At 52.9% G+C, this 22293-nt stretch carries 21 protein-coding genes; 8 read left to right on the plus strand and 13 right to left on the minus strand.

Going from position 1 to position 22293, the window contains the following annotated elements:
• Window positions 1-5 precede the first annotated feature (5 nt).
• Window positions 6-1337 (plus strand): oligosaccharide flippase family protein, encoded by a 1332-nt coding sequence (locus U740_RS06220; protein WP_036859759.1) that lies wholly within the window; start codon window positions 6-8, stop codon window positions 1335-1337.
• Between the two features lie 38 nt (window positions 1338-1375).
• On the plus strand, window positions 1376-2797 hold the full coding sequence (locus tag U740_RS06225) for a mannose-1-phosphate guanylyltransferase/mannose-6-phosphate isomerase (protein ID WP_036859760.1): 1422 nt from the start codon (window positions 1376-1378) through the stop codon (window positions 2795-2797).
• Between the two features lie 37 nt (window positions 2798-2834).
• Here the strand turns inward: U740_RS06225 and U740_RS06230 are convergent, their stop codons facing one another.
• Genes U740_RS06230 through U740_RS06255 form a run of 6 tightly spaced genes read right to left on the minus strand, consistent with a single transcriptional unit; the run spans window position 2835 to window position 8318 of the window.
• Window positions 2835-4358 carry a hypothetical protein gene (locus U740_RS06230; RefSeq protein ID WP_036859761.1) on the minus strand — a complete coding sequence of 508 codons (1524 nt, stop codon included), beginning with the start codon at window positions 4356-4358 and terminating at the stop codon, window positions 2835-2837.
• A gap of 58 nt (window positions 4359-4416) precedes the next feature.
• The gene (locus U740_RS06235; protein ID WP_051921251.1) at window positions 4417-5157 is read right to left on the minus strand and encodes a class I SAM-dependent methyltransferase; all 741 of its coding nucleotides are present in this window, start codon (window positions 5155-5157) and stop codon (window positions 4417-4419) included.
• Window positions 5158-5163: 6 nt separating this feature from the next.
• Complete coding sequence (locus U740_RS06240; RefSeq protein ID WP_036859762.1) at window positions 5164-5862, minus strand: glycosyltransferase family 2 protein; 699 nt, start codon at window positions 5860-5862, stop codon at window positions 5164-5166.
• Window positions 5852-6784 (minus strand): NAD-dependent epimerase/dehydratase family protein, encoded by a 933-nt coding sequence (locus U740_RS06245; protein ID WP_036859764.1) that lies wholly within the window; start codon window positions 6782-6784, stop codon window positions 5852-5854. The genes U740_RS06240 and U740_RS06245 overlap by 11 nt, the downstream gene beginning before the upstream one ends.
• A complete protein-coding gene (locus U740_RS06250) occupies window positions 6781-7575 on the minus strand; it encodes an aldolase/citrate lyase family protein (protein ID WP_051921252.1) in 795 nt (264 codons plus the stop codon). The genes U740_RS06245 and U740_RS06250 overlap by 4 nt, the downstream gene beginning before the upstream one ends.
• A gap of 11 nt (window positions 7576-7586) precedes the next feature.
• Window positions 7587-8318, minus strand: coding sequence for a class I SAM-dependent methyltransferase (locus U740_RS06255; protein WP_081890862.1), 732 nt, complete (start codon window positions 8316-8318; stop codon window positions 7587-7589).
• A gap of 251 nt (window positions 8319-8569) precedes the next feature.
• Here U740_RS06255 and U740_RS06260 point away from each other — a divergent pair, with 251 nt between their 5' ends.
• Window positions 8570-9931, plus strand: a complete 1362-nt coding sequence (locus U740_RS06260) for an MFS transporter (RefSeq protein WP_036859767.1) — start codon at window positions 8570-8572, stop codon at window positions 9929-9931.
• A 50-nt stretch (window positions 9932-9981) separates the two neighbouring features.
• Here U740_RS06260 and ssb read toward each other — a convergent pair whose 3' ends face one another.
• The 6 genes from ssb to U740_RS06290 form a co-directional block, all read right to left on the minus strand.
• A complete protein-coding gene (gene ssb / locus U740_RS06265; protein WP_036859768.1) occupies window positions 9982-10485 on the minus strand; it encodes a single-stranded DNA-binding protein in 504 nt (167 codons plus the stop codon).
• A gap of 95 nt (window positions 10486-10580) precedes the next feature.
• Complete coding sequence (locus U740_RS06270; RefSeq protein WP_036859769.1) at window positions 10581-11216, minus strand: glutathione S-transferase family protein; 636 nt, start codon at window positions 11214-11216, stop codon at window positions 10581-10583.
• A gap of 110 nt (window positions 11217-11326) precedes the next feature.
• Window positions 11327-12742, minus strand: a complete 1416-nt coding sequence (locus U740_RS06275; protein ID WP_200877057.1) for an undecaprenyl-phosphate glucose phosphotransferase — start codon at window positions 12740-12742, stop codon at window positions 11327-11329.
• A 36-nt stretch (window positions 12743-12778) separates the two neighbouring features.
• Window positions 12779-13996 carry a beta-ketoacyl-ACP synthase I gene (gene fabB, locus U740_RS06280; RefSeq protein WP_036859772.1) on the minus strand — a complete coding sequence of 406 codons (1218 nt, stop codon included), beginning with the start codon at window positions 13994-13996 and terminating at the stop codon, window positions 12779-12781.
• Window positions 13997-14045: 49 nt separating this feature from the next.
• Complete coding sequence (fabA, locus tag U740_RS06285) at window positions 14046-14576, minus strand: 3-hydroxyacyl-[acyl-carrier-protein] dehydratase FabA (protein ID WP_036859774.1); 531 nt, start codon at window positions 14574-14576, stop codon at window positions 14046-14048.
• Window positions 14577-14777: 201 nt separating this feature from the next.
• Complete coding sequence (locus U740_RS06290) at window positions 14778-15740, minus strand: polyprenyl synthetase family protein (RefSeq protein ID WP_036859776.1); 963 nt, start codon at window positions 15738-15740, stop codon at window positions 14778-14780.
• A 248-nt stretch (window positions 15741-15988) separates the two neighbouring features.
• On the opposite strand from U740_RS06290, the gene rplU reads away from it, so the two are divergent.
• The 4 genes from rplU to proB all read left to right on the plus strand — a co-directional run bounded on the left by rplU (window position 15989) and on the right by proB (window position 19102).
• Window positions 15989-16303 (plus strand): 50S ribosomal protein L21, encoded by a 315-nt coding sequence (gene rplU, locus U740_RS06295; protein WP_036859778.1) that lies wholly within the window; start codon window positions 15989-15991, stop codon window positions 16301-16303.
• Between the two features lie 19 nt (window positions 16304-16322).
• Window positions 16323-16580 carry a 50S ribosomal protein L27 gene (gene rpmA / locus U740_RS06300; protein WP_036859781.1) on the plus strand — a complete coding sequence of 86 codons (258 nt, stop codon included), beginning with the start codon at window positions 16323-16325 and terminating at the stop codon, window positions 16578-16580.
• 140 nt (window positions 16581-16720) lie between these two features.
• Window positions 16721-17908: an Obg family GTPase CgtA gene (cgtA, locus tag U740_RS06305; protein WP_036859783.1), complete on the plus strand. Its 1188-nt coding sequence runs from the start codon at window positions 16721-16723 to the stop codon at window positions 17906-17908.
• 72 nt (window positions 17909-17980) lie between these two features.
• On the plus strand, window positions 17981-19102 hold the full coding sequence (proB, locus tag U740_RS06310; RefSeq protein WP_036859784.1) for a glutamate 5-kinase: 1122 nt from the start codon (window positions 17981-17983) through the stop codon (window positions 19100-19102).
• Window positions 19103-19120: 18 nt separating this feature from the next.
• Here proB and U740_RS06315 read toward each other — a convergent pair whose 3' ends face one another.
• On the minus strand, window positions 19121-19789 hold the full coding sequence (locus U740_RS06315; RefSeq protein WP_036859785.1) for a 2OG-Fe(II) oxygenase: 669 nt from the start codon (window positions 19787-19789) through the stop codon (window positions 19121-19123).
• Window positions 19790-20030: 241 nt separating this feature from the next.
• Between U740_RS06315 and ptsP the strand changes: the two genes are divergently transcribed.
• Complete coding sequence (gene ptsP / locus U740_RS06320) at window positions 20031-22271, plus strand: phosphoenolpyruvate--protein phosphotransferase (protein ID WP_036859787.1); 2241 nt, start codon at window positions 20031-20033, stop codon at window positions 22269-22271.
• The last annotated feature ends 22 nt before the right edge of the window (window positions 22272-22293 follow it).

Genomic DNA, 22293 nt, shown 5'->3' on the forward strand with positions numbered 1-22293 from the left:
GTCCCATGGTAAATCGGTTTGGGTGTCTGAAACGATGGATTGAGGATAACCCTCACTTCCGTGAGGTGTTGTTCGGCAGCTCGCTTGGCCTGTTTGTCAAGGTGCTGACAGCCATTCTCGCTTTCTTGATGAATATCGTGATTGCCCGAAAACTTGGCCCCGCCGAGGCGGGGCTGTTCTTTCTCGGCTTTACGCTGGTTGTTCTGCTGGCCTCCGTGGGCCGTATGGGGCTGGACAACAGTGTGATGCGGTTTGTGGCCCGCGCCCGCGTGGCCGGGGATACCGTAAAACTTCATGGACTCTACCGGAAGGCACTCTTGTGGGGTGGTGGTCTCTGCCTGCTTTTTATGCTGGTATTGTTGGCATCCAATCAGTTGCTGGTCAATTTTGTATTCGAGCAGCCGGGATTTGGCGCTGTATTGCCGATCATGGTTATGGCCTTGCCTTTGGTGGGACTATATACCCTGCACGTTTTTGCCCTGTTGGGGCTGAAAAAAATCATTGCCGGTGTGATGGTTTTAACCGGTATTGTGCCTTTGACCATGTTGGCTGGCCTGCTCATTTTTCCCGTTACCCGGGCGCAGGAGGTAGCATGGGTCTACCTGGTTGGCTGTGCGCTGGCATTGGTCATCGGGGTGTTTTTTTGGCACAGGGCGGTGCCCGGTAAAGAACAGGGAGTAAAGCTGCCGGCCTTTCCCAGTGACCTGTTGTACGCTAGTTGTATGCCCTTGTGGGGCGTTGTAATTCTCGGGCAGGTTATTCAGTGGTCATCCCAACTTCTGATGGGTGTATGGGGTTCGGTCGAGGATGTGGCGCTGTTTGCTGTTGCCCAACGGACCGCCATGTTGATTGGTTTTGCCCTGTTTGCGGTCAATGCCAGCGCCGGACCGAAATTTGCCGCCCTGTACAGTCAGGGTAATATGGTGGGTCTGGAGCGAATAGCTCTGTGGTCAGTGCGGTTGATTTTGCTGGTGGCGGTACCGTCGCTGATCTTTATGATGGTTTTCCCTCAGTGGCTTATGGGGCTGTTCGGGCCGCAGTTCCGAGCAGCGTCTACGGCATTGATGATTCTGGCGGTTGGCCAGTTTATTGGCACTGCTGTGGGTTCTGTGGGTTCTTTGTTGAGTATGACCGGCCACGAGCGCCAGCTGCGTTGGAATGTCTTTATCGGTGCCGTGCTAGGCGTTGGCCTGGGGGTCTTGTTGATTCCCGGTTATGGGCTGATCGGTGCAGCGATTGCGACTTCGGTTGCCGTCGCATCAAAAAACCTGCTGTGTGTTTATCAGGTCAACCAGTTGCTGGGTTTTAACACACTGGCCATCTGGCGAAAAATCTAGCATGGCCCGAGTTTCTTGTTTGAAGGGAGTATAAAGTGATGTCTCTTGTCCCCGTTGTGATGGCTGGTGGTTCAGGAACCCGGTTGTGGCCTCTGTCCCGGCAGTTGTATCCAAAACAGTTCCTGCCACTGTTGGGGGATGACACTATGCTGCAGGAAACCTACGGTCGTTTGCGAGCGTTAGACACACAACCTGCTTTGTTTGTTTGTGGTGAAAGCCACCGGTTTATTGTGGCAGAACAGCTCAGGTCGACAGGTTGTGATCCGGCCATGATTCTGCTTGAGCCAGAGGGCAGGAACACGGCACCTGCGGTGGCGCTGGCAGCTTGTTATGCTCTGGAGCATGCCGGGGAGGGTGATGACCCGGTGTTGCTGGTATTGGCGGCAGATCATGCAATACAGGATGTCGATGCATTTCAGGCGGCGGTGATCGCTGCCTTGCCCTTTGCCGAGCAAGGTAAGCTGGTGACTTTTGGTATCGTGCCGAGCACACCTGAAACAGGTTATGGCTATATAAAGTGTGGTGATTTGGTTGGTAACGGTCCTGCAAAAATAGTATCGAGGTTTGTAGAAAAACCGGCCAAAGTACTCGCCGAGCAATATCTGACCGAGGGCGGCTATCTCTGGAACAGTGGGATGTTTCTGTTCAGCGCGCGTCGTTATCTGGACGAGCTGCAAGCGCACAGTCCTGAAATTCTGTCGGTTTGCCAAAAAGCCATGTCATTGGCTTCGATAGACAGCGACTTTCTCAGACCCGATAAAGATATTTTTCTCGATTGCCCCGCGGATTCCATCGACTATGCCGTCATGGAAAAAACCCCCGATGCCGTGGTGGTGCCAATGAATTGTGGCTGGAGTGATGTGGGCTCTTGGTCGGCGCTTTGGGCTGAATCTGAAAAAGATCTGTGCGGTAACACCCTGAAGGGTGATGTGATGGCGCTGGATACCCATGATTCGTTTATCCAGGCTGATCGAAAATTGATTGCGACGGTGGGCCTGCGGGACGTAGTGATCATCGAAAGTGACGATGCCATTCTGGTCGCCGATAAAAATCGCGTGCAAGAGGTCAAGAATATTGTTGACCAATTGCGAGAGGAAAAGCGTTCCGAAGCAGAGGCTCATCGCAAGGTTTTTCGACCCTGGGGGTATTACGACGCCATTGAAAATGGTGAACGTTTCCAGGTAAAGCGGATTTTGGTCAAACCAGGTGGGCGGCTTTCCTTACAGATGCATCACCACCGGGCGGAACACTGGGTTGTGGTGAGTGGCACCGCGCTGGTGACAAAGGGCGAAGCGACCTTTCTGCTGTCGGAGAATGAATCGACATTTATTTCTATTGGCGAAACCCATCGCCTGGAAAACCCGGGGTCTATCCCTTTGGAGATCATCGAAGTACAGTCCGGGGGCTATCTCGGCGAGGACGATATCATCAGGTTTGAAGATATCTACAAGCGAAACTGAGGTGGTTTTTAAAGTGACGAAGCGGATTCAAACAAGGTTAATGACGCGTGAATATTTTTATATGATCGGGGATGTTCTCATCAACGTGTAATTCAAAATTCTGCTGAAAGTATTCATACACCCGGGGATGCGTGCGGGAAAAACGCAAATCATCTCGGCCATCCAGCAAAACATCGAAGATAATCGCCAGCTTTGCCCTGTTCGCAATCAGCTCCTGCATCATTTTTTCCTGCTTTTCTGGCGTGGCAGGGTAGACACAGTAGGTATCGTAGGCAGCGGGCTCTCTGTTGTAGAGTGCATAGAATCCCGGTATTGAGGGTGCAAAAAAACATTTTTCATCACTCCCCGAACGGCTATTGATAATGCTGTTCAGCTGTTCAAGCATGTCCGCCTGGGGTTGAGGCAGCAGAAAAAATTCGTTGTTCAGAACAAGTTTTACATTGGTTTTTGGCTTGATCAGGCGCCGTGCGCTATTTTGTAGATTTTTATTATTCAGCAGAATTGAGCTGGCGGTCAGAAGCGCGAGAACAGACAGAACCACAGCCGGGGGAAATAACAGTGTGTTGAGGGCGACAATGACGATCAGGCATGGATGTATGCTCAGGCACAGGTGGTCAAAGTCACAGCGTGAATAGAGGTGATGGAAATACGTCATCCCCACAGTACTGCTACTGATGATGAGTGCAGGCGAATTTGGAGTCCTGTCGATCTGTAATAGCCCGATGACCACGCCCGCCAGATAAATAAGAGGCAGGGTATTGAACAGCGCCTTGAACAGAATACGTTTGGCTGGAGGTTGATTTTTCCAATGGGGCGTTGGTCTCCCCAAAAAGGGCAGTGGTAGTGACAGATTGGTTGTCCCACGTTTAAAAATGGTCAGGACTTTTTCCCTCCAGTAGGCTTTGGCAAAGCCTGGATGTCGAACGGCAATGTAAAGTAATGGTATCAGGCCAATCATTGTTCCGACTGAAAATACACTGCCTGTGACGAGGAAATCCAACTGCCCCGATATCAGGCATATAAGACAGAGGATGAGGAAGGCGGCACTGGCATAGATGCCCAGATTGAGACCAAGAAAATAGGCCAGGCCGTGGATGATGCCTGCGTAAAGCAGCGTTTTTCCACCCGGATCGCTGAGTAGCAGGTAGCCACTGGCAATTGTCAGCAGGCAGGTCAATACCTCGAAACTCTTGTAGTAGGGCTGTAGCCAGAGATAAAGCAGTACTTGAGATAGCGCCGTTGCATACCAGCTATTGCTGATCTGGAAGATGAGCCAGCCGCCAACTGATAGCGTGGCAATCATGACAAGTGACATGGCCAGCCGTTGTGCGTGGAAGGTTTGGCCGAACCGTTTCATAAACAGCCCAACCCATAGATACCTGCCCGGGTCATAGGCCCGAAAGTCCCGGATGGGAACCTTGCCTCGTGCATATTGCTGTGCCCCAAAGCAGAGGTAGCCCTCGTCGGCAGTCTCCAGTTCGACGCGAATTCCCGGGAGCCATAGCAACAGAATAATGACCGCCGCAATGAACATGCAGTAGAGAATACTTGCCTCATACATGGTGTGGCTTTCCGGTCCTGGTGTCGATTCCGTTCATACTATGAATCTTTCCGGTTGCTCAAGCGGCTTTGGCTGAAATGAATTTGAACGCAGCTACGGGTTTCAGGAAGCCGATGCGATCAAATTGTTTTTCAAACCAGTTTCCCGGTCGCAGGTTTTTAAGGGGCGGAGGCAGAATCCCGTAGTTATAAATAGCAATGTCCTGAAAGCCTGCCGCAGTTAATGCCGCTGTGAGTTTGGCATCTGTCAGATTGAGAATGCCTTTTTCGGCTTTCCAGCGCATGGTGGGAGACAGGAATATCTGCAGGTAATAGAAGGGACAAAAGGGGTTAACATCAACAAAAAGTATTCGTCCGTCCGGTTTAAGCAGTTGTTTCATGCCGACAAATGCATTTTTGATATCAATAAGATGATGGAGCATAAAAAAGCCGGTAATGGCATCAAACTGGCCGTGCAGTGATGCCGGTGGTATCAGAACGTCCCCGCAATGGGTGGCGACATCAATACCTTCCGGACAGGCGGATACCAGCTTTTCCAGCAGAAAGGGGGAAAGATCGAAACCCTCGATATCGACCCCCTCACGGCGCAGCGGGATCGTGAATTTACCCATGCCGCAGCCGACGTCCAGCACCTTGTCGCCCTGTTGGAGCAGGTCGCTGTCGAGCACTCGCCTGACATGGGCCGCAATGTAGTTGGAGCTGCCCGGTAGCATACGCCAGTTCTGTTGCTGTGTTCGCGATTCATAGTAATCGCGCTGAACCAGGTTGTGCGTTTGCTGATAACTGTCGTCATTATTCATAGTTGTTCACTCAAGTAGGCATTTGATATTTGAGAGGGCAGTTTTGAGGCGCATTGCCGATGTGTATGAAGAGGTGCCATGTGTTCGTTGTTCACGTTCAAACGGCAGTGTGCTGATAGCAAGCCTTGCCTTGCAGATGAGGCCTGGCAGGTAAAAACGTTTTGTCTCGAAGCCGAGTACGCTACGGACCATGGCGCAATCCATCAGCACAAAACAACCTGCACCCTTGGGCAGATTGACCATCCGGCGGACCAGCCATTTGAAGACTCTGGATGTGTTCATCCTCCCAGCACTCTGATAGGGGTTGGAGCGGACTGCAAAAACGGCATTGATTTGCTGGGCAATAATTTTCTCATATAGATTGGGAATGATTTCGGGGGGATCTTGCAAGTCCGCATCCATAACGGCCACATAATCGCTGTTGCTATTTTTTAGTCCGGTGCGAATGGCCTCCTGTTGCCCCCGGTTGTGGTCATGTCGAATGATCCTGATGGTAGGGTGATGGCTTTTCAGGTTTTGAATAATCTCGTGGGAGTTATCCGGGCTGGCATCATCAATAAATAGCAGCTGTAGCTCGATCTCCAGAGGGATACAGGCCCGCTCCAGTCGTGTTACCAGTTCGGGAATACTGGCTTCGTTGCGGTAGATGGGAAGGACAATCGCGAGCGAAGTCTTATGCGCAACGTGGCAGGGGTCAAGTTCCATGGCTTTTCATCCAGTCTATGGTCTGCGACAGTCCTTCTTGAAAGTCCATGGATACTTTCCACCCGAGTACATTGCGCATCTTGTCGACATTGGCAAACCAGTTGTCGCGATCCCACTCTCTTTTAGCGAAGGCACCCGATTGTATGGAGGGCTTTTTCCCAAGAATCGAGGCAATGGTGTTGACGATGTCTTCGTTGCTGATTTTACAACCGCTGGCGATATTGAAAATATCCCCATAGCCGCACGACTGGGCCGCCAGTAGGCAGGCATTCACTACATCATCGATGTGGACGGGATCGTGTGTGCACCCCGGATCGGTAAGCTTTACCGGTTTGTCATTGAGGATATTGTGGATAGCAGTGGGAATCAGTCGACTGTCTGATTCCAAAGGCCCGTAGACGTGGAACAGTCGCAATATGGCGATCGGAATTTTTCGTGATTTTGACAGGCTTTGTAATAACTGGCTCCCGGCGAGTTTGGCGCCCCCGTACAGGGTACAGGGTTCGGGTAAGTCCGTTTCAGTAATGGGGCCGGGCAGATTGCCATATTCAGTAGAACTGCCACAGTGTACAAACGCTTTTAAATGTGACCCCTGAACAGACTCTAGCAAATTAACCAGCGCCAGGGTATTGAGTTGAATCGTTGCTGTCACATCGTTGTAGTTGCGGTTAACGGCTGTGTTGAAGACGTAGTGGGGGCGTATTGCCTGGAGCTGTTGCTGGACAGTGGTCAGTTCACACAAGTCCATTTCAATCGGCGTGGGTCTGGTTTTCAAGTGATCGAACCGGTAAGTATCAGAACTCTGGCGTACCTGTGCAAAAACCTCTGCGCCCTGTTTTTCAAGGGCCTTGACCAGGTGGGCGCCGACAAAACCATTGGCGCCGGTAACCAGTACAGTTTTGTTGGTAAAGGTATCCTTCATGTGAGTGTCTTGACCAATTCTGAAAGCTGTAGCTGGTCAGCCAGATGATCGCTGGCTATCTGCGAGGCATTCCGCTGCCTGGTTTTGTGCATTTCCACCTGAATAGCCGGTATGGCTTTCGAGGCGGGGACCTTCTGGCTGTCGGAGAAAAACGAGCGTCGCAGGAACGAGAACTGGCAGTCCAGCCGTGCCAGCTCATGAAAAAAGTAATCGACGGGGAGTGGGTGCCCGAGGCCCGGGAGAGTCAGTCCGCCGAATCCGAATGCTGCATGCCGAATTTGCTGACGAATTGTGTCGACGGTGCCGTCGGCAAGCACATGGAACAGCGTTGGCTTTCCCTGCGTAATATGCAGGTCATTCAGCCCGACAAATACTCTCCGGACATCGTGATTATTGACTACAGGCGCGAGGTCCAGGGCTTCGGTGGTTTCAATCATCAAGCCGATGGCGAGTCGCCCATCAACCTGGCTGAATACCTGTTCGATTTCCTGGCGGGTTCTTATCATTGGCACCAGTATTTCATCGGCACCGGCATCAATCACACGGTCAATTTCATTTGCAGAACCCGGATCAATGGCATTTATACGGCAAATAACGTTAATGCCCATTGCCTTCAGATTGTTAATGTCTTCCAGTGTGTGTTGATTGATCTGTGTGTTGTAACTGGCCTGTCGCTCATGCTTCCCTTTGACTTCAAGGTCAACAACCACACCGCGACATCCTGCTTCGATGCAGTCCATATCTGACGTTGCGTCCCTGTGAAAGACGAACAGATCGAAGTCTTTTCCCATCTCACTTTCTCTTAACACTTTTGTGCTACAACCACCAGGCTGGATCCCCAGGGAAACTTGGCCCCTCTCTTTGCCAGCCAATTTTCGATCATCGAAATTTTTAGTAAAACGTGATTGGTGATTTTGCCGGGGTTTTCTTCATATGCCTGAAATTGCCTTTTCTTCCATAAAAATCTGGAAATCACGACGAGGGGGAATAATAAAAACTGGTAGTAATTGACATATCTGATGGTGAATCCAGCCTGTTCGAGGATCTGGGTGAGGGTCGTTTTGGTGTAGCGCCTTTTATGGCCGGCCTGGATGTCCCGATTGCTCCAGAGCCAGGGTTGTGCCGGGACAGTGATAATTAATATTGAGTTGGATTTGAGTGTGCGAGAGAGTTCTCGCAGCATTTTGTGATCGTCAACATGCTCGAGCACATCAAGCGATGTCATCATGTCCACTGATTTATTTCCCAGCGGTAACTCCTGAACATCTCCGGCTATGAGCTGTGTGTCAGGTGCCAGGGTTTTCATCTGGGGAGAGAGCAGTACCAGACGATCAATGCCGACCAGGTGTTCACCGTAGGTTTGCAAATGTGTCAGGTTATAGCCGGAGCCGCAACCAATATCAGCGAGGGTTTCAACCGGCTTTGGGCAGAATCTCCGGATCAGCTCCAGTACCATTGAGCGTCGGGCGCAGAACCAGAAGTGCGTCTGTTCCGTTCGCACTAGCATTTCATAGCGATCTGGCGTGAATTCCATTATTAGCTTATTTTTATCGGCGATTGCCCCATTCTATCTGTATGCCATCAGAGTGCATAGATATGCCTTTGGGTGGTGCCATGTTATATAGCCCGGGCACCTAGAGGGTATTTAGCCTGGATTGTCCAAGTTGGGGCCTCGTGCATGGCCAAATATTAATTTGGTTGATCGCAAACACGCCCTGGCTACCCTACTTATTCCTTTGTCAGCCCTTTATAATATCCGCCTCTGATATCAACGCTGTCATTCCCATGAATCCACTGGAACGCAAAAGCCTGTTTGGTTTGGCCTCTCTCTATGCTTTTCGCATGGTGGGGTTGTTCATGTTGCTGCCAGTGCTGGCCCTCTACGCTGGCGACTACAGTGGCAGCTCGGCCTTGCTTGTAGGCTTGGCCCTGGGTATCTACGGTCTCACCCAGGGGCTATTCCAGATTCCACTGGGGTTTCTTTCCGATCGGATTGGCCGAAAGCCGGTGATCGCTGGTGGGTTGTTGTTGTTTCTTGTGGGGAGTGTTATCGCTGCGCTATCGGATTCCATGTGGGGCCTGATTGCAGGGCGCGCCATGCAGGGCGCGGGTGCAGTGGCCAGTACGATCATGGCGTTATTGTCTGATTTGACGACTGAGCAGAATCGTACCAAAGCCATGGCGTTGGTTGGGGGCAGTATCGGGATTTCGTTTGCTCTTTCAATGGTGCTCGGGCCGGTGTTGGCGAATCAATGGGGGCTGTCCGGCTTATTTTGGCTGGCGGCCGGGATGTCGGTAGTGAGCCTTGGGGTGTTGGCCCTGGTGATTCCAACGCCGGTGACCTTGCTTCACAACGCGGAAGCAGAAGCGATACCGGCAATGTTTGGCCGTTTGTTAAAAGACGCTGAGCTGTTGCGGCTCAATCTGGGGATTGGCACCCTGCATTTCGCCCAGATGGCCAGCTGGGTTGCAGTTCCGGTGATTCTGGAGCAGAGCCTGGATCTGGCCCGCGGCGATCACTGGATGATTTATCTCGGCACCATGGGCTTGTCGTTTCTCTGCATGTTACCTTTTATTATCATTGCAGAGACCCGCCGCAAAATGAAACCGGTCTTTATTGGTGCGGTTGTTTTACTGGCGTTAGCCGAGATCGTCCTGGCCGGTAATATCGATTACCGCTATGGATTTATCGCCGGTTTGTTTCTGTTTTTTATGGCATTCAACTTGCTGGAGGCCTCGTTGCCGTCGCTGGTCAGTAAGCTGGCGCCGGCCGGCGGTCGTGGAACCGCCATGGGGATTTATTCCACCAGCCAGTTTCTGGGTGCTTTTCTCGGTGGTGTGGTCGGCGGCTATGTGGCCTGGCGGTTTGGTTATGCCGAGGTTTTCTGGATGGTGGCTGTATCGATTCTGGTCTGGCTGGTTGCTGCAGTGACCATGAAGAAGCCGGCGCACCTGAAGAGTCTGGTGGTTACTTTGATGCCGGGGGAGGTGATCGCTGCGGAACACTTTGTCGGGGCGGTGCCGGGTGTTCAGGACGTGGTGATTATGCCGGATCACCGGCTGGCATACTTTAAAGTTGACAAGGATTTTTTCTGTCAGACAGACATGGAGTCAGCGCTGGGACGTCCGCTGGAGACACCGATTTAGCGGCACAAAAAAACCCGCGTGAAAGCGGGCTTTTTATCGGATTCAGTTTGTCAGAACGGGATGTCATCGTCAAAACTGTCGAATCCGGGATCTGTGTTATTGCTGTTGGACGCCGATGGCTGCTGTTGCTGGGGTTTGCTGTAGCCCCCCTGGCCGCCTGAAGGGCCTTGTTGCTGCATGCTATCGTCGTAGCCTGATGAGCCCGAGCCTGCCCCGCCACGGCTATCCAGCATCTGCATTTCATTCGCCACGATTTCAGTGGTGTATTTGTCCTGACCGCTCTGGTCCTGCCACTTGCGGGTTCTGAGAGAGCCCTCAATATATACCTTGCTGCCTTTTTTCAGGTATTCCGCAGCGATTTCTGCGAGACGATTGAAAAACACGACTCTGTGCCATTCAGTGCGTTCCTGCGGTTGGCCGGTCTGTTTGTCTTTCCAGGTTTCACTGGTGGCCAGAGTCAGATTGGTTACTGCGCCACCGCTGGGCATATACCGTGTTTCCGGGTCTTTGCCGAGATTGCCGATCAGAATTACTTTGTTGATACCCCGGGCCATGTGTTGCTCCACTTGCCAAAATTAAGAGCGGAGTTTACCTCGGAAACGCTGCCCTGTCATTGGCTCAGGTTGTGCTTGGGTCCTGTTAACAGGACCTAACTGTTGGCCACGACACTGGGGCGCTCGGATATCTGCTGGTGCCAGCGGCGGAGATGCTCGTGCCCGTCGGGCATGGCTACCCCGGCCCATTCGGCAAAGTCGATGGTTACCAGTGCGGTGATATCAGCCATCGAGAAATTGTTCCCGGCAAGGTATGACCTGTTGGCCAGATGTTGGTTGAGGTCACCGTAGAAATTCATGATGCGCTGCCGACCACGTTCCACCAGGGCCGGGATTTTGTCGTAATTGTGTGGGCCCACCAGTGCCCTTCCGTCAAGCCAGTCAGGTCCGTTTCTGAACAGATCTGCCACTGCCTGAAAGCCGTTGGTAAAACAGATCTGGTTCCACATTTCTACCAGCCCGATTTCCTGGGCAGTAGCGCCAAACAGGGGTGGCTCCGGATGGCGGGCTTCCAGATAGCGGGCAATGGCGTTGGTCTGGGAGATACAGGTGCCATCATCAAGCTCCAGCACCGGCACATCGCAGTTGGGACTCTTCTCTCGGAAATCTTCTGTGAGTTGCTCGCCTTTCAGCAGGTCCACTTCGATACGCGGAAAATCGATCCCCTTTTCGGCCATGAAGATATTCAGCCGTCGGGGATTGGGCACGCCGGGATAGTCATAGAGTTTCATGGCATTTCCTTATTCTGGTTATTAACGATGATCGTGCATGACCTACGGGTTCGTCTGTCGATGCTAACGGTTGTCATCGCGGAAGGAAAGCCTGGCGGCGAGGTGGCGGGTTAGAACGCATTTCGGTTGTGAAAGATACTAAACACCGTGAGGGTAATGATTTTCAGGTCGAGCCACAGCGACCAGTTGTTGATGTATTCAAGATCGCATTCTACCCGCCGCTCCATCTTTTCCAGTGTATCGGTCAGCCCCCGATAACCGCGGATCTGGGCGAGCCCGGTAATCCCCGGCTTGACCTTGTGGCGCCACATATAGGATTCGATCAGATCCATGTAATACTCATTGTGGATCAGGGCGTGGGGTCTGGGACCAACGATGGACATGCGGCCCTGTACGACATTAAAAAACTGCGGTAATTCATCGAGACTGGTACGTCGCAGAAAAGCCCCCAGTCTGGTGAGCCTCGGGTCATCGGGTTTCGCCTGGGTTACCGTACCATTGGCTTCCTGGTGAACGGTCATGGATCTGAACTTGTAAACCTTGAAGCGTCTGCCATCCTGACCATTACGATACTGCTTGAACAATACGGGGCCGGGCGAACTGAATTTGATCAGTAGCGCAATTGCCAGGCAGACAGGTGTAACCAGTGCGCAGATCAGTATGCCCAGCACCAGGTCTTCACAGCGCTTGAGGGTACGATTAAAGCCTCGCATTGGAGAGCAGCTGATATCTATGGCGTAGTGACCGAGGATGCTCGATACCTTGTGGTTGAGGAGCTGGATATCTTCAAAGTCGGGGAAAAAGCGGATGTCCACCGTTACATGGCGGAGGGCATAGACAATGTCCTTAATAAACCTTCCCATGCTCAGCGGCAGGTCGAGCCACACTTCATCGACCGAATATTTACTGAGTTCCTCTATCACCTGACCGGAGTGAGCCCAGCGCTCTATTTCACTGGCATGCACATGATGTACCAGTCGGTAACCGGACTGCTGCATTTCCCGCTCGTCAAAGAGTACCTTGGCGTGGTGGTGATCGCTGGTAATGACCAGTACCGACCGCAGGTTCTTACCGGCACTTCGCAGGCGTTTCAGATAAAAGTGGTACCCGCAACGGTAGAGCGTGCCTCCCAACCAGGTTAATGCCACCAGGTAAATTAACCAGAGCCTGGAAAACTCGATTGCAGTCTTGGTAAAAACCAGAAAGGCCATGAGCACTGCCACAGTCAGCAGTAGCGAGAAAGTATAGCGTTTGAGGAGGGGAGGAAGTCGTCTGCCTCGCCATGAGTCGTAGACGCCGGTAATGGTGAGGACAAAAACCAGCAGGAGTGCTGTGCCACCGGTCAATACTTCAAATTTGGCGGACATGTCTGCGAAGCCAAAGCGGAGCCAGTGAGCCACTAAACTGGCTAAGATGACATTGAGGGCATCAACAATGGCAATGAGTGGCGCAAAGCTGGAAGTGGATGAGGGCTGTGAGCTGGTTGCCATCAATTGATCGTCTGGGTCGTATAACGGAAGAGCCAAACCAGCTCTCCCGTGAAGAATAATTTCAATAGCAAATTAGGCGTTGTAGCGCTGAAAAACCAGCGTTGCATTGGTGCCACCAAAACCAAAGCTGTTGGACATGACACGCTGCAGGTTGGCCTTGTCTACCCGTTTGGTGACAATGGGTAGGTCTGCCGCTTCCGGATCCAGGTTGTCGATGTTGGCGGAGGCGCAGATAAAGTTGTGTTCCATCATCAACAGACTGAAAATCGCTTCCTGAACACCAGCGGCGCCGAGTCCGTGCCCGGATAGCGATTTGGTCGAGCTGATGGGTGGTACTTTTTCGCCAAAAGTCTCCCTGATGGCCTTCAGCTCCTGCAAATCACCGACGGGTGTGCTGGTGCCATGGGTGTTGATGTAGTCGATATCCCCCTGGGTGGTTTGCATCGCCATTTTCATGCAGCGCGCGGCACCCTCTCCGGACGGCGCCACCATGTCATAGCCATCGGAGGTGGAGCCATAGCCCACCAGCTCGGCATAGATTGTGGCGCCCCGCGCCAGGGCGTGTTCCAGTTCTTCCACGACCAGACAGCCTGCACCGACTCCCGGTACAAAACCGTCCCTGTCAGCGTCATAAGCCCTGGAGGCCAGTTGAGGAGTATCGTTATATTTGGTCGACAGTGCTCCCATGGCATCGAACATGCCCGCCATTGACCAGTGCATATCCTCGGCGCCACCGGCAAAGACAATGTCCTGTTTGTTCATCTGAATCAGTTCCATTGCGTGACCAATGCTGTGGGCACTGGTGGCACAGGCGGAGGCGATGGAATAGTTGGTGCCCTTGATTTTGAATGGTGTCGCCAGGCAAGCGGAAACGGTGCTGGCCATGATCTGGGTTACCCGGTAGGGACCCGCTTTTTTGATGCCCTTGGCGCGCATGACATCAATGGTTTCGGTGAACATTTCACCGGATACGCCGCCGGACCCCATCACTAGGCCGGTGCGGATATTGGAGACCTGATCCTCGCTGAGGCCGGCATCGGCAATGGCACGCTCGGTGGCGATATAGCCGTATGCCGCAGAGGGGCCCATAAAACGGAGAATCTTGCGGTCAATCAGCTCCGCGAGATCAAGGTCGACCCGGGCAGCCACGTTGCAACGCAGGCCCATTTCTTCAAAATCTTCCCGGAATACGATGCCGGATTTCCCTTCCTTTAGCGCTGTGGTGACGGTTTCTCTGTCATTACCCAGGCAGGAAACTATCCCCATTCCGGTAATTACTACACGTTTCATCGTTTATACCTATGCCGACTGTCAGGTTCGGCTATTGTAGTAGAAAAAATCAGAAGTTGTCAGTTGACTCGAACAGTCCAACACGCAGATCCTTCGCCGTATAAATCTCGCGGCCGTCCACAAAAACACTGCCATCGGCGATAGCCATTTTCAGTTTTCTTTCGACAATTCTCGAAATATCAATCTGGTAGGTCACGGTGCTTGCTTCTGGTAGTACCTGGCCGAAAAACTTCACTTCGCCCGAGCCCAGCGCCCGTCCCTTGCCGGGATTGCCTTTCCAGGCCAGGAAAAAGCCGGTCAGCTGCCACATGGCATCAAGGCCAAGGCAGCCGGGCATAACCGGGTCGCCATGAAAGTGGCAACCAAAAAACCACAGGTCTTTATGGATATCCAGTTCTGCAGTTATCAAGCCCTTGCCAAATCGGCCTTCTTCGGCATGAATGCGGGTGATTCTATCCACCATCAGCATGTTGTCAGCGGGGAGTTTGGCGTTGCCTTCACCGAACAGGTCGCCGTGACTACAGGCGACGATTTCCTCGCGGGTATACGCGTTCTGTGATTGTGGAACGAATTTCGTCATTGAGTGGACTGTCCTGGTTGGTCGGTTTTACCCGGTGCTGGTTTGTCATCGAAGCGGTGAATTTTAGCGGATTTGCTCATTAAGTCCAGAAAAGAAGGGGGGAGCGTAGAGGGCATTATTGCCCTATGAATCCTCATCCATCAGATCAGAGCACACACTATATTGTATTGATGCTCGTGGCAGATATCCCTGTGCTGGATGTCAGCATTTTCGTTGGAGGGCAAACTCTGTGAGTTCTGCCAATGCCCGGTGTTCCGGTGAGTCTGTAAAATCTGCCAGGCAGGCTCTCGCCTGTTCTGCATGATGAGCTGCACAAGTGAGTGTATAGTCGAGTGCGCCAGTCGAATGGATGGCATCACTAATCTGGTCGAGCTGTTCCAGGGCACCTTTCTCAATGGCTGACCGAATCATCGCGGCCTGCGCTGGCGTCCCCCTCTGCATAGCGCAAATCAGAGGCAGTGTCGGTTTGCCCTCCGCGAGGTCATCACCGATATTTTTGCCAAGTTCGTCCGCCTGACCACTGTAGTCGAGCACGTCATCTACCAGCTGAAATGCCATTCCAAGATGATAACCGTAATGTTTTGCTGCTTCTTCCTGGGTGGCCGACGCCCCTGCCAGGATGGCGCCAGTTTGCGCCGCCGCCTCGAAGAGTTGAGCTGTTTTCTTGTGAATGACATTGAGGTAGGCCGCTTCGGATGTATCGGGGTTGCCAGCATTGATTAGTTGCTGCACTTCACCTTCGGAGATGATATTGGTGGTATCGGCGATGATTCGCATGATCGCCATGCTATCGATGGCAACCAGCATCTGGAACGCCCGGGAATAGAGGAAGTCTCCGACAAGCACACTGGGAGCATTGCCGAACCGCGCATTGGCTGTGGCTCTTCCACGTCGCAGGCTGGAGGTGTCCACCACATCGTCGTGCAGTAGCGTGGCGGTGTGAATGAACTCGATAATGGCGGCCAGTGAGATGTGTTGTGTCCCCCGGTAGCCAAAGCTCTTCGCAATGAGTAACACCAGTAGTGGGCGAAGTCGTTTGCCGCCGGCGTCGACGATGTATTGGCCAATATTTTCCACTAACCCGACGTCAGAGTGCAGCTGGCGAATGATCAGCTCATTCACCTGTTCAAATTCGGATTTAACTACCTTATGGAATGGCAACATGCCGTAACCCTGGCCAGCAACGATAGGTGTAAACAGCCAATGCACGCGGGACTTGTACGATAGGCGCGACGCATCCTAGAGAGGGCCTCTGTCACTGTCAAGTTTCCGGTGCTGACATCACCTGTACAATGGAATATTTCCTTGCGGTAACAGGGTCTTTCCCTTAAAATCCTGCCCCTCGCAAAACCGGCCTTGAGGAAATCGTTCCTGCAGGCTTCGAACTGGCATGAGCGAATACGGAGCATATTATGTACGCAGTTATAAAGAGTGGTGGCAAACAGCACCGGGTGAAGGAAGGCGAATACCTGCGCCTCGAAAAGCTGGAAGTCCCCACCGGTGGCAATATTGACTTCAATGAAGTGCTGATGGTTGCCGATGGTGAAAATTTCAAGATTGGTGCGCCGTTGCTTGAAGGTGCCAAGGTGACCGGTGAAGTGCTTAGTCATGGTCGTGCGGACAAGGTGCAAATCATCAAGTTCCGCCGCCGCAAGCATCACCGGAAGCAAATGGGCCACCGTCAGTGGTACACCGAAGTGAAAATCACGGGCATCAGTGCCGGTTAAGATCAGATAGGAGAACGTCATGGCTCACAAAAAAGCTGGTGGTAGTACCCGTAACGGGCGCGATTCCGAAAGTAAACGACTGGGTGTCAAGCGTTTCGGTGGTGAACAGGTCACAGCGGGCAATATTATTATTCGTCAGCGCGGTACCCGGTTCCATGCGGGCAACAATGTTGGCATTGGTCGCGACCACACCATTTTTGCTACAGCAGACGGTGAAGTACAGTTCACAGTGAAAGGTCCCAATAATCGCAAGTATGTGAATATTCTAACCGCCTGAGGCTGGCTTTATCGCAAAGCCCCGCCCAGGCGGGGCTTTTTTGTGTTTGAATATTTGAATATCGAGTGGATTGTATGTGTTCGTGCTGCCGGTGGCGTACGATTTAATCCCAACCCCTCAGAGCGCGGTATACTCCCGTCATGAAATTTGTCGATGAAACAACGATTCACGTACATGCCGGTCGCGGTGGTAACGGTTGCCTGAGTTTTCGCCGTGAGAAATTCGTGGCCAAAGGTGGGCCCGATGGTGGCGATGGTGGTGACGGTGGCTCGGTTTATCTGGAAGGGGATATCAACCTCAACACCCTGGTGGATTATCGCTTTCAGCGGGATTATCGTGCCCAGAGTGGTCAATCTGGCAGCAGTCGCAACTGTACCGGTCGGGGTGGTGATGACCTGGTTCTCAAGGTGCCGGTGGGCACTACGGTAATTGATGAAGATACTGAGGAAGTGCTCGGCGATATCACCGATGATGGCCAGCGCCTGATGGTGGCTCATGGAGGCTTTCACGGCCTGGGAAATACCCGGTTCAAGTCGAGTGTCAATCGTGCGCCGCGCCAGACATCACCCGGCAAAGAGGGTGAGGAACGCAACCTGCGTTTGGAGCTGAAAGTACTGGCGGATGTGGGCCTGGTTGGTTTGCCCAATGCCGGTAAGTCGACATTTATTCGCGCTGTCTCGGCTGCGCGCCCCAAGGTTGCCGATTATCCTTTTACAACACTTGTTCCCAATCTCGGTGTCGTCAATCCCCACAAGTATCGCAGTTTTGTGATTGCTGATGTGCCCGGCCTGGTGGAGGGTGCTGCCGAAGGTGCCGGTCTTGGCATTCGTTTTCTGAAACACTTGACGCGAACCCGCTTGCTGTTACATCTGGTGGATATGATGCCGCCCGATGGAAAAAATCCAGCGGATAATATCGCCATTATTGAAGATGAACTGGATCAGTTCAGCCCGACTCTGTGGAGCAGGGATCGTTGGTTGGTGCTCAATAAAGTGGATTTATTGCCCGAGGCGGAGCGCCAGCAATATTGCAGCGACGTGGTCGCCCAACTGGGCTGGGAAGGGCCGGTGTATCAGGTGTCTGCCTTGTCCGCGGAAGGTACGGCCGAGCTGTGTGATGACATTCTCGAGTATCTGGAAGCCTGTTGGGAGGCCGAACGCAGTGACCCGGAGGTAGCCCGTCGGGAACTGGATGTTCAACACCAGATGCAGTATGAGGCACGTGACCGAATTGAATCCCTGCGCCGCAGTCGTAAATCTGATGACCAGGAAGAGGACGATGACTTTGACGATGATGATTATGACGTGGAAGTCGTTTATAGCCCCTGAATCGTTGTCGATTCAGTCCCGGAAATCAGCCACTCTCAACCAGGATTCGGACCACCAGACAGCAGACCAGCCATGAACGATAGAACAATTGTCCGCAATGCCCGCCGCTGGGTCGTAAAAATAGGCAGTGCCCTGTTGACTGCCGATGGTCGTGGTCTGGATCGGGAATCTATCGGTGCCTGGGTGGCCCAGGTGGCAGAATTACTCGAGCAGGACATTGAAGTGGTGATGGTCTCTTCCGGGGCTGTTGCCGAGGGTATGTCTCGACTTGGCTGGCGGAAGCGGCCATCGGCTGTTCACGAGTTGCAGGCAGCGGCAGCCGTAGGCCAGATGGGCCTGGTGCAGGCCTATGAATTCCAGTTTCAACAATTCAACCGCCACACTGCACAGGTGCTGCTCGATCACGATGATTTGTCGAACCGCGAGCGGTACCTCAATGCCCGCAATACATTACAGACATTGATCGGATTGGGGGTGGTGCCGATCATTAACGAAAACGATACGGTGGTTACCGATGAAATTCGTTTTGGTGACAATGACACGCTGGCGGCGGTGGTGGCCAACCTCATCGATGCGGATTTGCTGGTGATTCTCACTGATCAGCATGGACTTTATGATGCCGACCCGAGAACCTCTCCAAAGGCCCGGCTGGTTTCCTCGGGCCGGGCAGGTGATCCCGCACTGGACAAACTGGCCAGCGAAGGCGGTGCGTTGGGCCGGGGGGGCATGATTACCAAATTGCGTGCCGCCCGTCTGGCCGCCCGTTCGGGAGCGAGCACAGTGATTGTTGGTGGTCGCAACGAGCAGGTGCTCACCAGACTGGCAAAGGCGGAAGATCTTGGAACGCTGCTGTTGGCAGAACAGATGCCGATAGCTGCCCGCAAGCAGTGGTTGGCCGGCCGGCTGCAAGTGCGTGGGTCACTGACGCTGGACGAGGGTGCCTGCCGGGCGCTGCGCGAGCAGGGTAAGAGTCTATTGCCGGTCGGAGTGAAAGCGGTCGTTGGGGATTTCCATCGAGGTGATCTGGTACGCTGTGTTGACTTGGCCGGGAATGAGGTTGCCCGCGGTCTGGTCAACTACAGTGCTGCCGAGAGTCGTCTGATTATTGGCAAGAGCAGTGACAGAATTCTCGATATCCTCGGTTATTGTGATGATAAAGAAGTGATTCACCGGGACAATCTGGTTTTGATCTAGTCCGCCTTTCCCGTAGGGTTAGGCCGGGGGGGCGAGCCGATCATTGACAGATCCGTTGACCCTAAACCAACCAGCGATGCTGTAGCGGTGTCGGTTGGTGGGCAAAACTTCGTGGGGAAATACTTCACTCAGGAAGATGGCCAGCGTGCCGTAAGCCGGGGTTACCCGGAGGATTTCCGGTTCACCCATTTCACCGAACAGAATCAGTTCACCTCCATCGTCTGGCATCCAGCCGGGATTCAGGTAAGCCACGGTAGAGAGTCGACGATTGGTCTGACCCCGAAAGGCATCCAGATGTTTGCGATAAAAATCCCCTGGACGGTAATGTGAAAAATGGCTCTCGTAAGAGAATAAGCCAAGAAAAAGGTGCCGATTGAGATAAATCTGTAGTCGACCGCTCCACTCCAGCCAACGCTGCTCCGGTAGGGTTGCCCCTGCAATCCAGCGGATGGCATCCCGTCGGACAAATCGGTTCAGGGTTTGATCACAATTTCGGCCCACGCCTGCTTCGCTGAAGTCATCGCTGTGAAGCGATTGTATCTGGCCAAAGAGTTCTTCCGACAATAGTCCGGGCAGTGCGTTGGGAATAACCGCGTAGCCTTTCCCTGTGAGATCACTGGCAATCTGTGAAAACAGAAGATTTTCGACTTCCTGTTCGTCAGAGGTGTCGAAAGAGATGGATGTCATGTTGGTGCTAACCGGATTGAGGTGTGCGATTATCGGATCTAAGGTGGATTGCTGTAAATGGGTTCGAGGTTTTCTTCACGCTGATTTTGCAGATATTGTGGCACTTGTGGGCAGGCAGTCGTGATAAATACCCCTTGTGGTTTTTTTGCAATCCTCTTAAATAGCGAAGTGAGTGTTGTTGGATAGAACGGTAGTCTGAAAGGTTTTTTCCATTGGATGTTGATGGTTAACAATTATTGCTATGAAAAGTGTTGTTCATGAGTTAGCTCGTATTGTCCAGACCGTGGCGACGGCTGATACACCTATTGATCAGGTTAACCTGATCGTTGAGTCTATCAGTCAGACCATGGCGGTGGATGTGTGCAGCCTCTACCTGGCGAATGATCAGCGAGAAATGCTGTTACTGGCGTCCCACGGTCTGGCCGCAAAAGCTGTACGCAACGTCAAGTTGCCGCCTGGCACAGGGCTGGTGGGGCTGGTCGCCACCAGTCGTCATCCGGTCAATCTGGCCGATGGCACAGTACACCCCTCATATTGTTATGTCGCAGAGACACGGGAAGAGCAGTTCCACAGTTTTTGTGGTGTGCCTATCGTGCATGCTGGCAAAGTCATTGGTGTTCTGGTGGTTCAGGGGCGTGAAATTCGCGAGCTATCTGAGGAAGAGCAGGGCTTTTTAGTGACGTTGGCAGCCCATTTGGCATTGTTGCTGGGTACCAGTCCGCTTGCTCAGGGCGATATGATTGGCCTCAACGAGCGGGTGTCTGGTGTCAAGGGTGCACCCGGTATCGGTATCGGTCATATCAAAATAAGCGATCACGGCGAACTGTACTCTGTGCTCGATGCGCCCTGTGAAGATATTCCCGGTGCCGTGGAGGACTGGCAGAAACTGCTTGCCGTGGTGCGGGCACAAATTGATCACGAGCAGACGTCCCTCGGCAAAGAGATATCCGGCAGTGTCGCCGGTATTTTCAGCGCCTACAACATGCTGCTGGAGGATCCGGCATTCTGCTCTTATGTAGAGAAGGGCATTCGTGGCGGCAACTGGTTGCCGGGATCGCTACGTAAGGCAGTGCAGCATTTTGCCGAATTGTTTCTGGAGATGGATGACCCTTATCTGAAAGCCCGTCACGAAGATATTCACCATCTGGGTAACAAGTTGTTCAACGCCTGGCGGGGGATCAAGCCTGTGGCCATTCCCCCCGATACGAACATCGTATTGGTGGGTTTTCAGGTAAGTGTTTCCGATATTGCCCTGATCCCCAGTGACAAATTGGTGGGGCTGGTCTGTTTTGACGGCTCAGGTCTGTCACATACAGCCGTGCTTGCCAATGCGCTCGGTATTCCTGCTGTCATGGGCACCGGCCGGTTGCGTCGGCTGGTTGATGACGCCCAAATTATTGTTGACGGGAACAATGGTCAGGTACTGCTCAATCCCGGTGATGCGGTTCTGGCAGAGTATCAGCGCTTGGTGAATGATCGCCGCGCCCTGATGAAACAGTTGGAAAAAATGCGCGATTTGCCCGCTGTGAGTCCGGATGGTATCGCCGTGACCCTTTATACCAATACCGGGCTGTTGGCAGATATCTCTCCGGGACTCTTGAGTGGCGCCCAGGGTGTGGGCCTGTACCGCACAGAAATCCCTTTCATGGTGCACGATAGCTTCCCCTCCGAGGAAGAGCAGATCGGAGTCTATCGGCAGGTCCTGGAAGCTTACAAAGGCAAACCGGTTCATATGCGGACCCTGGATGTTGGTGGCGACAAGCAATTGCCCTATTTCCCGGTCGACAACGAAAAAAATCCGGCTCTGGGCTGGCGTGGAGTACGCTTTACCCTGGATAACAGCCAGTTACTGATGACTCAGGTGCGTGCCATGATGCGCGCAGCAGAGGGCATGGACAATCTGCGAATTCTGTTGCCAATGGTCAGCTCCACCAGTGAACTCGACGACTTTTCCGAGATTTTTCTTGATGCCATAGAACAGCTGACAGCGGAGGGTTACGCTGTTACCAGGCCCGATTTGGGCGTTATGGTGGAGGTCCCGGCGGCTATTTCCCAAATCCCGTTCTGGGCCGGAAAGATCGATTTTATTTCCATCGGTTCCAATGACCTCAGCCAGTATCTGCTGGCGCTGGATCGTGACAACCCCCGGGTGTCAGCCCGTTATGACCATGTGCACCCCGCTGTGCTGCTCGAGATTCAGCGCATTCTCAAGCTGGCCAAAGATGCTGGGATCCCGGTCAGTCTCTGTGGTGAGATGGCTTCGGATCCGGTGGCAGTGGTCCTGTTGCTCGGCCTCGGCATGCGTACGCTCAGTATGAGTGCCGCTAAATTACCCCAGATGAAGTGGTTGATTCGTACGCTGCCTATTGCTACCGCCGAGCGTCTGGCGCACGATTCGCTGATATGCCACTATCCCGCTGATATACGGAAATTGGTGCGCCTCGAACTCGATAACCTCGGTCTTGATGAGCTGTTTAAATAGCGGCGTGACAGTGGGTTTCTTC

The organism is Porticoccus hydrocarbonoclasticus MCTG13d (assembly GCF_000744735.1).
Taxonomy (GTDB): Bacteria; Pseudomonadota; Gammaproteobacteria; order Pseudomonadales; family Porticoccaceae; genus Porticoccus; species Porticoccus hydrocarbonoclasticus.

Bases quoted from the DNA above. Each gene is read 5' to 3' on its own strand.
- U740_RS06220 (WP_036859759.1), top strand. From the start codon at position 6: ATGGTAAATCGGTTTGGGTGTCTGAAACGATGGATTGAGGATAACCCT.
- U740_RS06225 (WP_036859760.1), top strand. From the start codon at position 1,376: ATGTCTCTTGTCCCCGTTGTGATGGCTGGTGGTTCAGGAACCCGGTTG.
- U740_RS06230 (WP_036859761.1), bottom strand. From the start codon at position 4,358: ATGTATGAGGCAAGTATTCTCTACTGCATGTTCATTGCGGCGGTCATT.
- U740_RS06235 (WP_051921251.1), bottom strand. From the start codon at position 5,157: ATGAATAATGACGACAGTTATCAGCAAACGCACAACCTGGTTCAGCGC.
- U740_RS06240 (WP_036859762.1), bottom strand. From the start codon at position 5,862: ATGGAACTTGACCCCTGCCACGTTGCGCATAAGACTTCGCTCGCGATT.
- U740_RS06245 (WP_036859764.1), bottom strand. From the start codon at position 6,784: ATGAAGGATACCTTTACCAACAAAACTGTACTGGTTACCGGCGCCAAT.
- U740_RS06250 (WP_051921252.1), bottom strand. From the start codon at position 7,575: ATGGGAAAAGACTTCGATCTGTTCGTCTTTCACAGGGACGCAACGTCA.
- U740_RS06255 (WP_081890862.1), bottom strand. From the start codon at position 8,318: ATGGAATTCACGCCAGATCGCTATGAAATGCTAGTGCGAACGGAACAG.
- U740_RS06260 (WP_036859767.1), top strand. From the start codon at position 8,570: ATGAATCCACTGGAACGCAAAAGCCTGTTTGGTTTGGCCTCTCTCTAT.
- ssb (WP_036859768.1), bottom strand. From the start codon at position 10,485: ATGGCCCGGGGTATCAACAAAGTAATTCTGATCGGCAATCTCGGCAAA.
- U740_RS06270 (WP_036859769.1), bottom strand. From the start codon at position 11,216: ATGAAACTCTATGACTATCCCGGCGTGCCCAATCCCCGACGGCTGAAT.
- fabB (WP_036859772.1), bottom strand. From the start codon at position 13,996: ATGAAACGTGTAGTAATTACCGGAATGGGGATAGTTTCCTGCCTGGGT.
- fabA (WP_036859774.1), bottom strand. From the start codon at position 14,576: ATGACGAAATTCGTTCCACAATCACAGAACGCGTATACCCGCGAGGAA.
- U740_RS06290 (WP_036859776.1), bottom strand. From the start codon at position 15,740: ATGTTGCCATTCCATAAGGTAGTTAAATCCGAATTTGAACAGGTGAAT.
- rplU (WP_036859778.1), top strand. From the start codon at position 15,989: ATGTACGCAGTTATAAAGAGTGGTGGCAAACAGCACCGGGTGAAGGAA.
- rpmA (WP_036859781.1), top strand. From the start codon at position 16,323: ATGGCTCACAAAAAAGCTGGTGGTAGTACCCGTAACGGGCGCGATTCC.
- cgtA (WP_036859783.1), top strand. From the start codon at position 16,721: ATGAAATTTGTCGATGAAACAACGATTCACGTACATGCCGGTCGCGGT.
- proB (WP_036859784.1), top strand. From the start codon at position 17,981: ATGAACGATAGAACAATTGTCCGCAATGCCCGCCGCTGGGTCGTAAAA.
- U740_RS06315 (WP_036859785.1), bottom strand. From the start codon at position 19,789: ATGACATCCATCTCTTTCGACACCTCTGACGAACAGGAAGTCGAAAAT.
- ptsP (WP_036859787.1), top strand. From the start codon at position 20,031: ATGAAAAGTGTTGTTCATGAGTTAGCTCGTATTGTCCAGACCGTGGCG.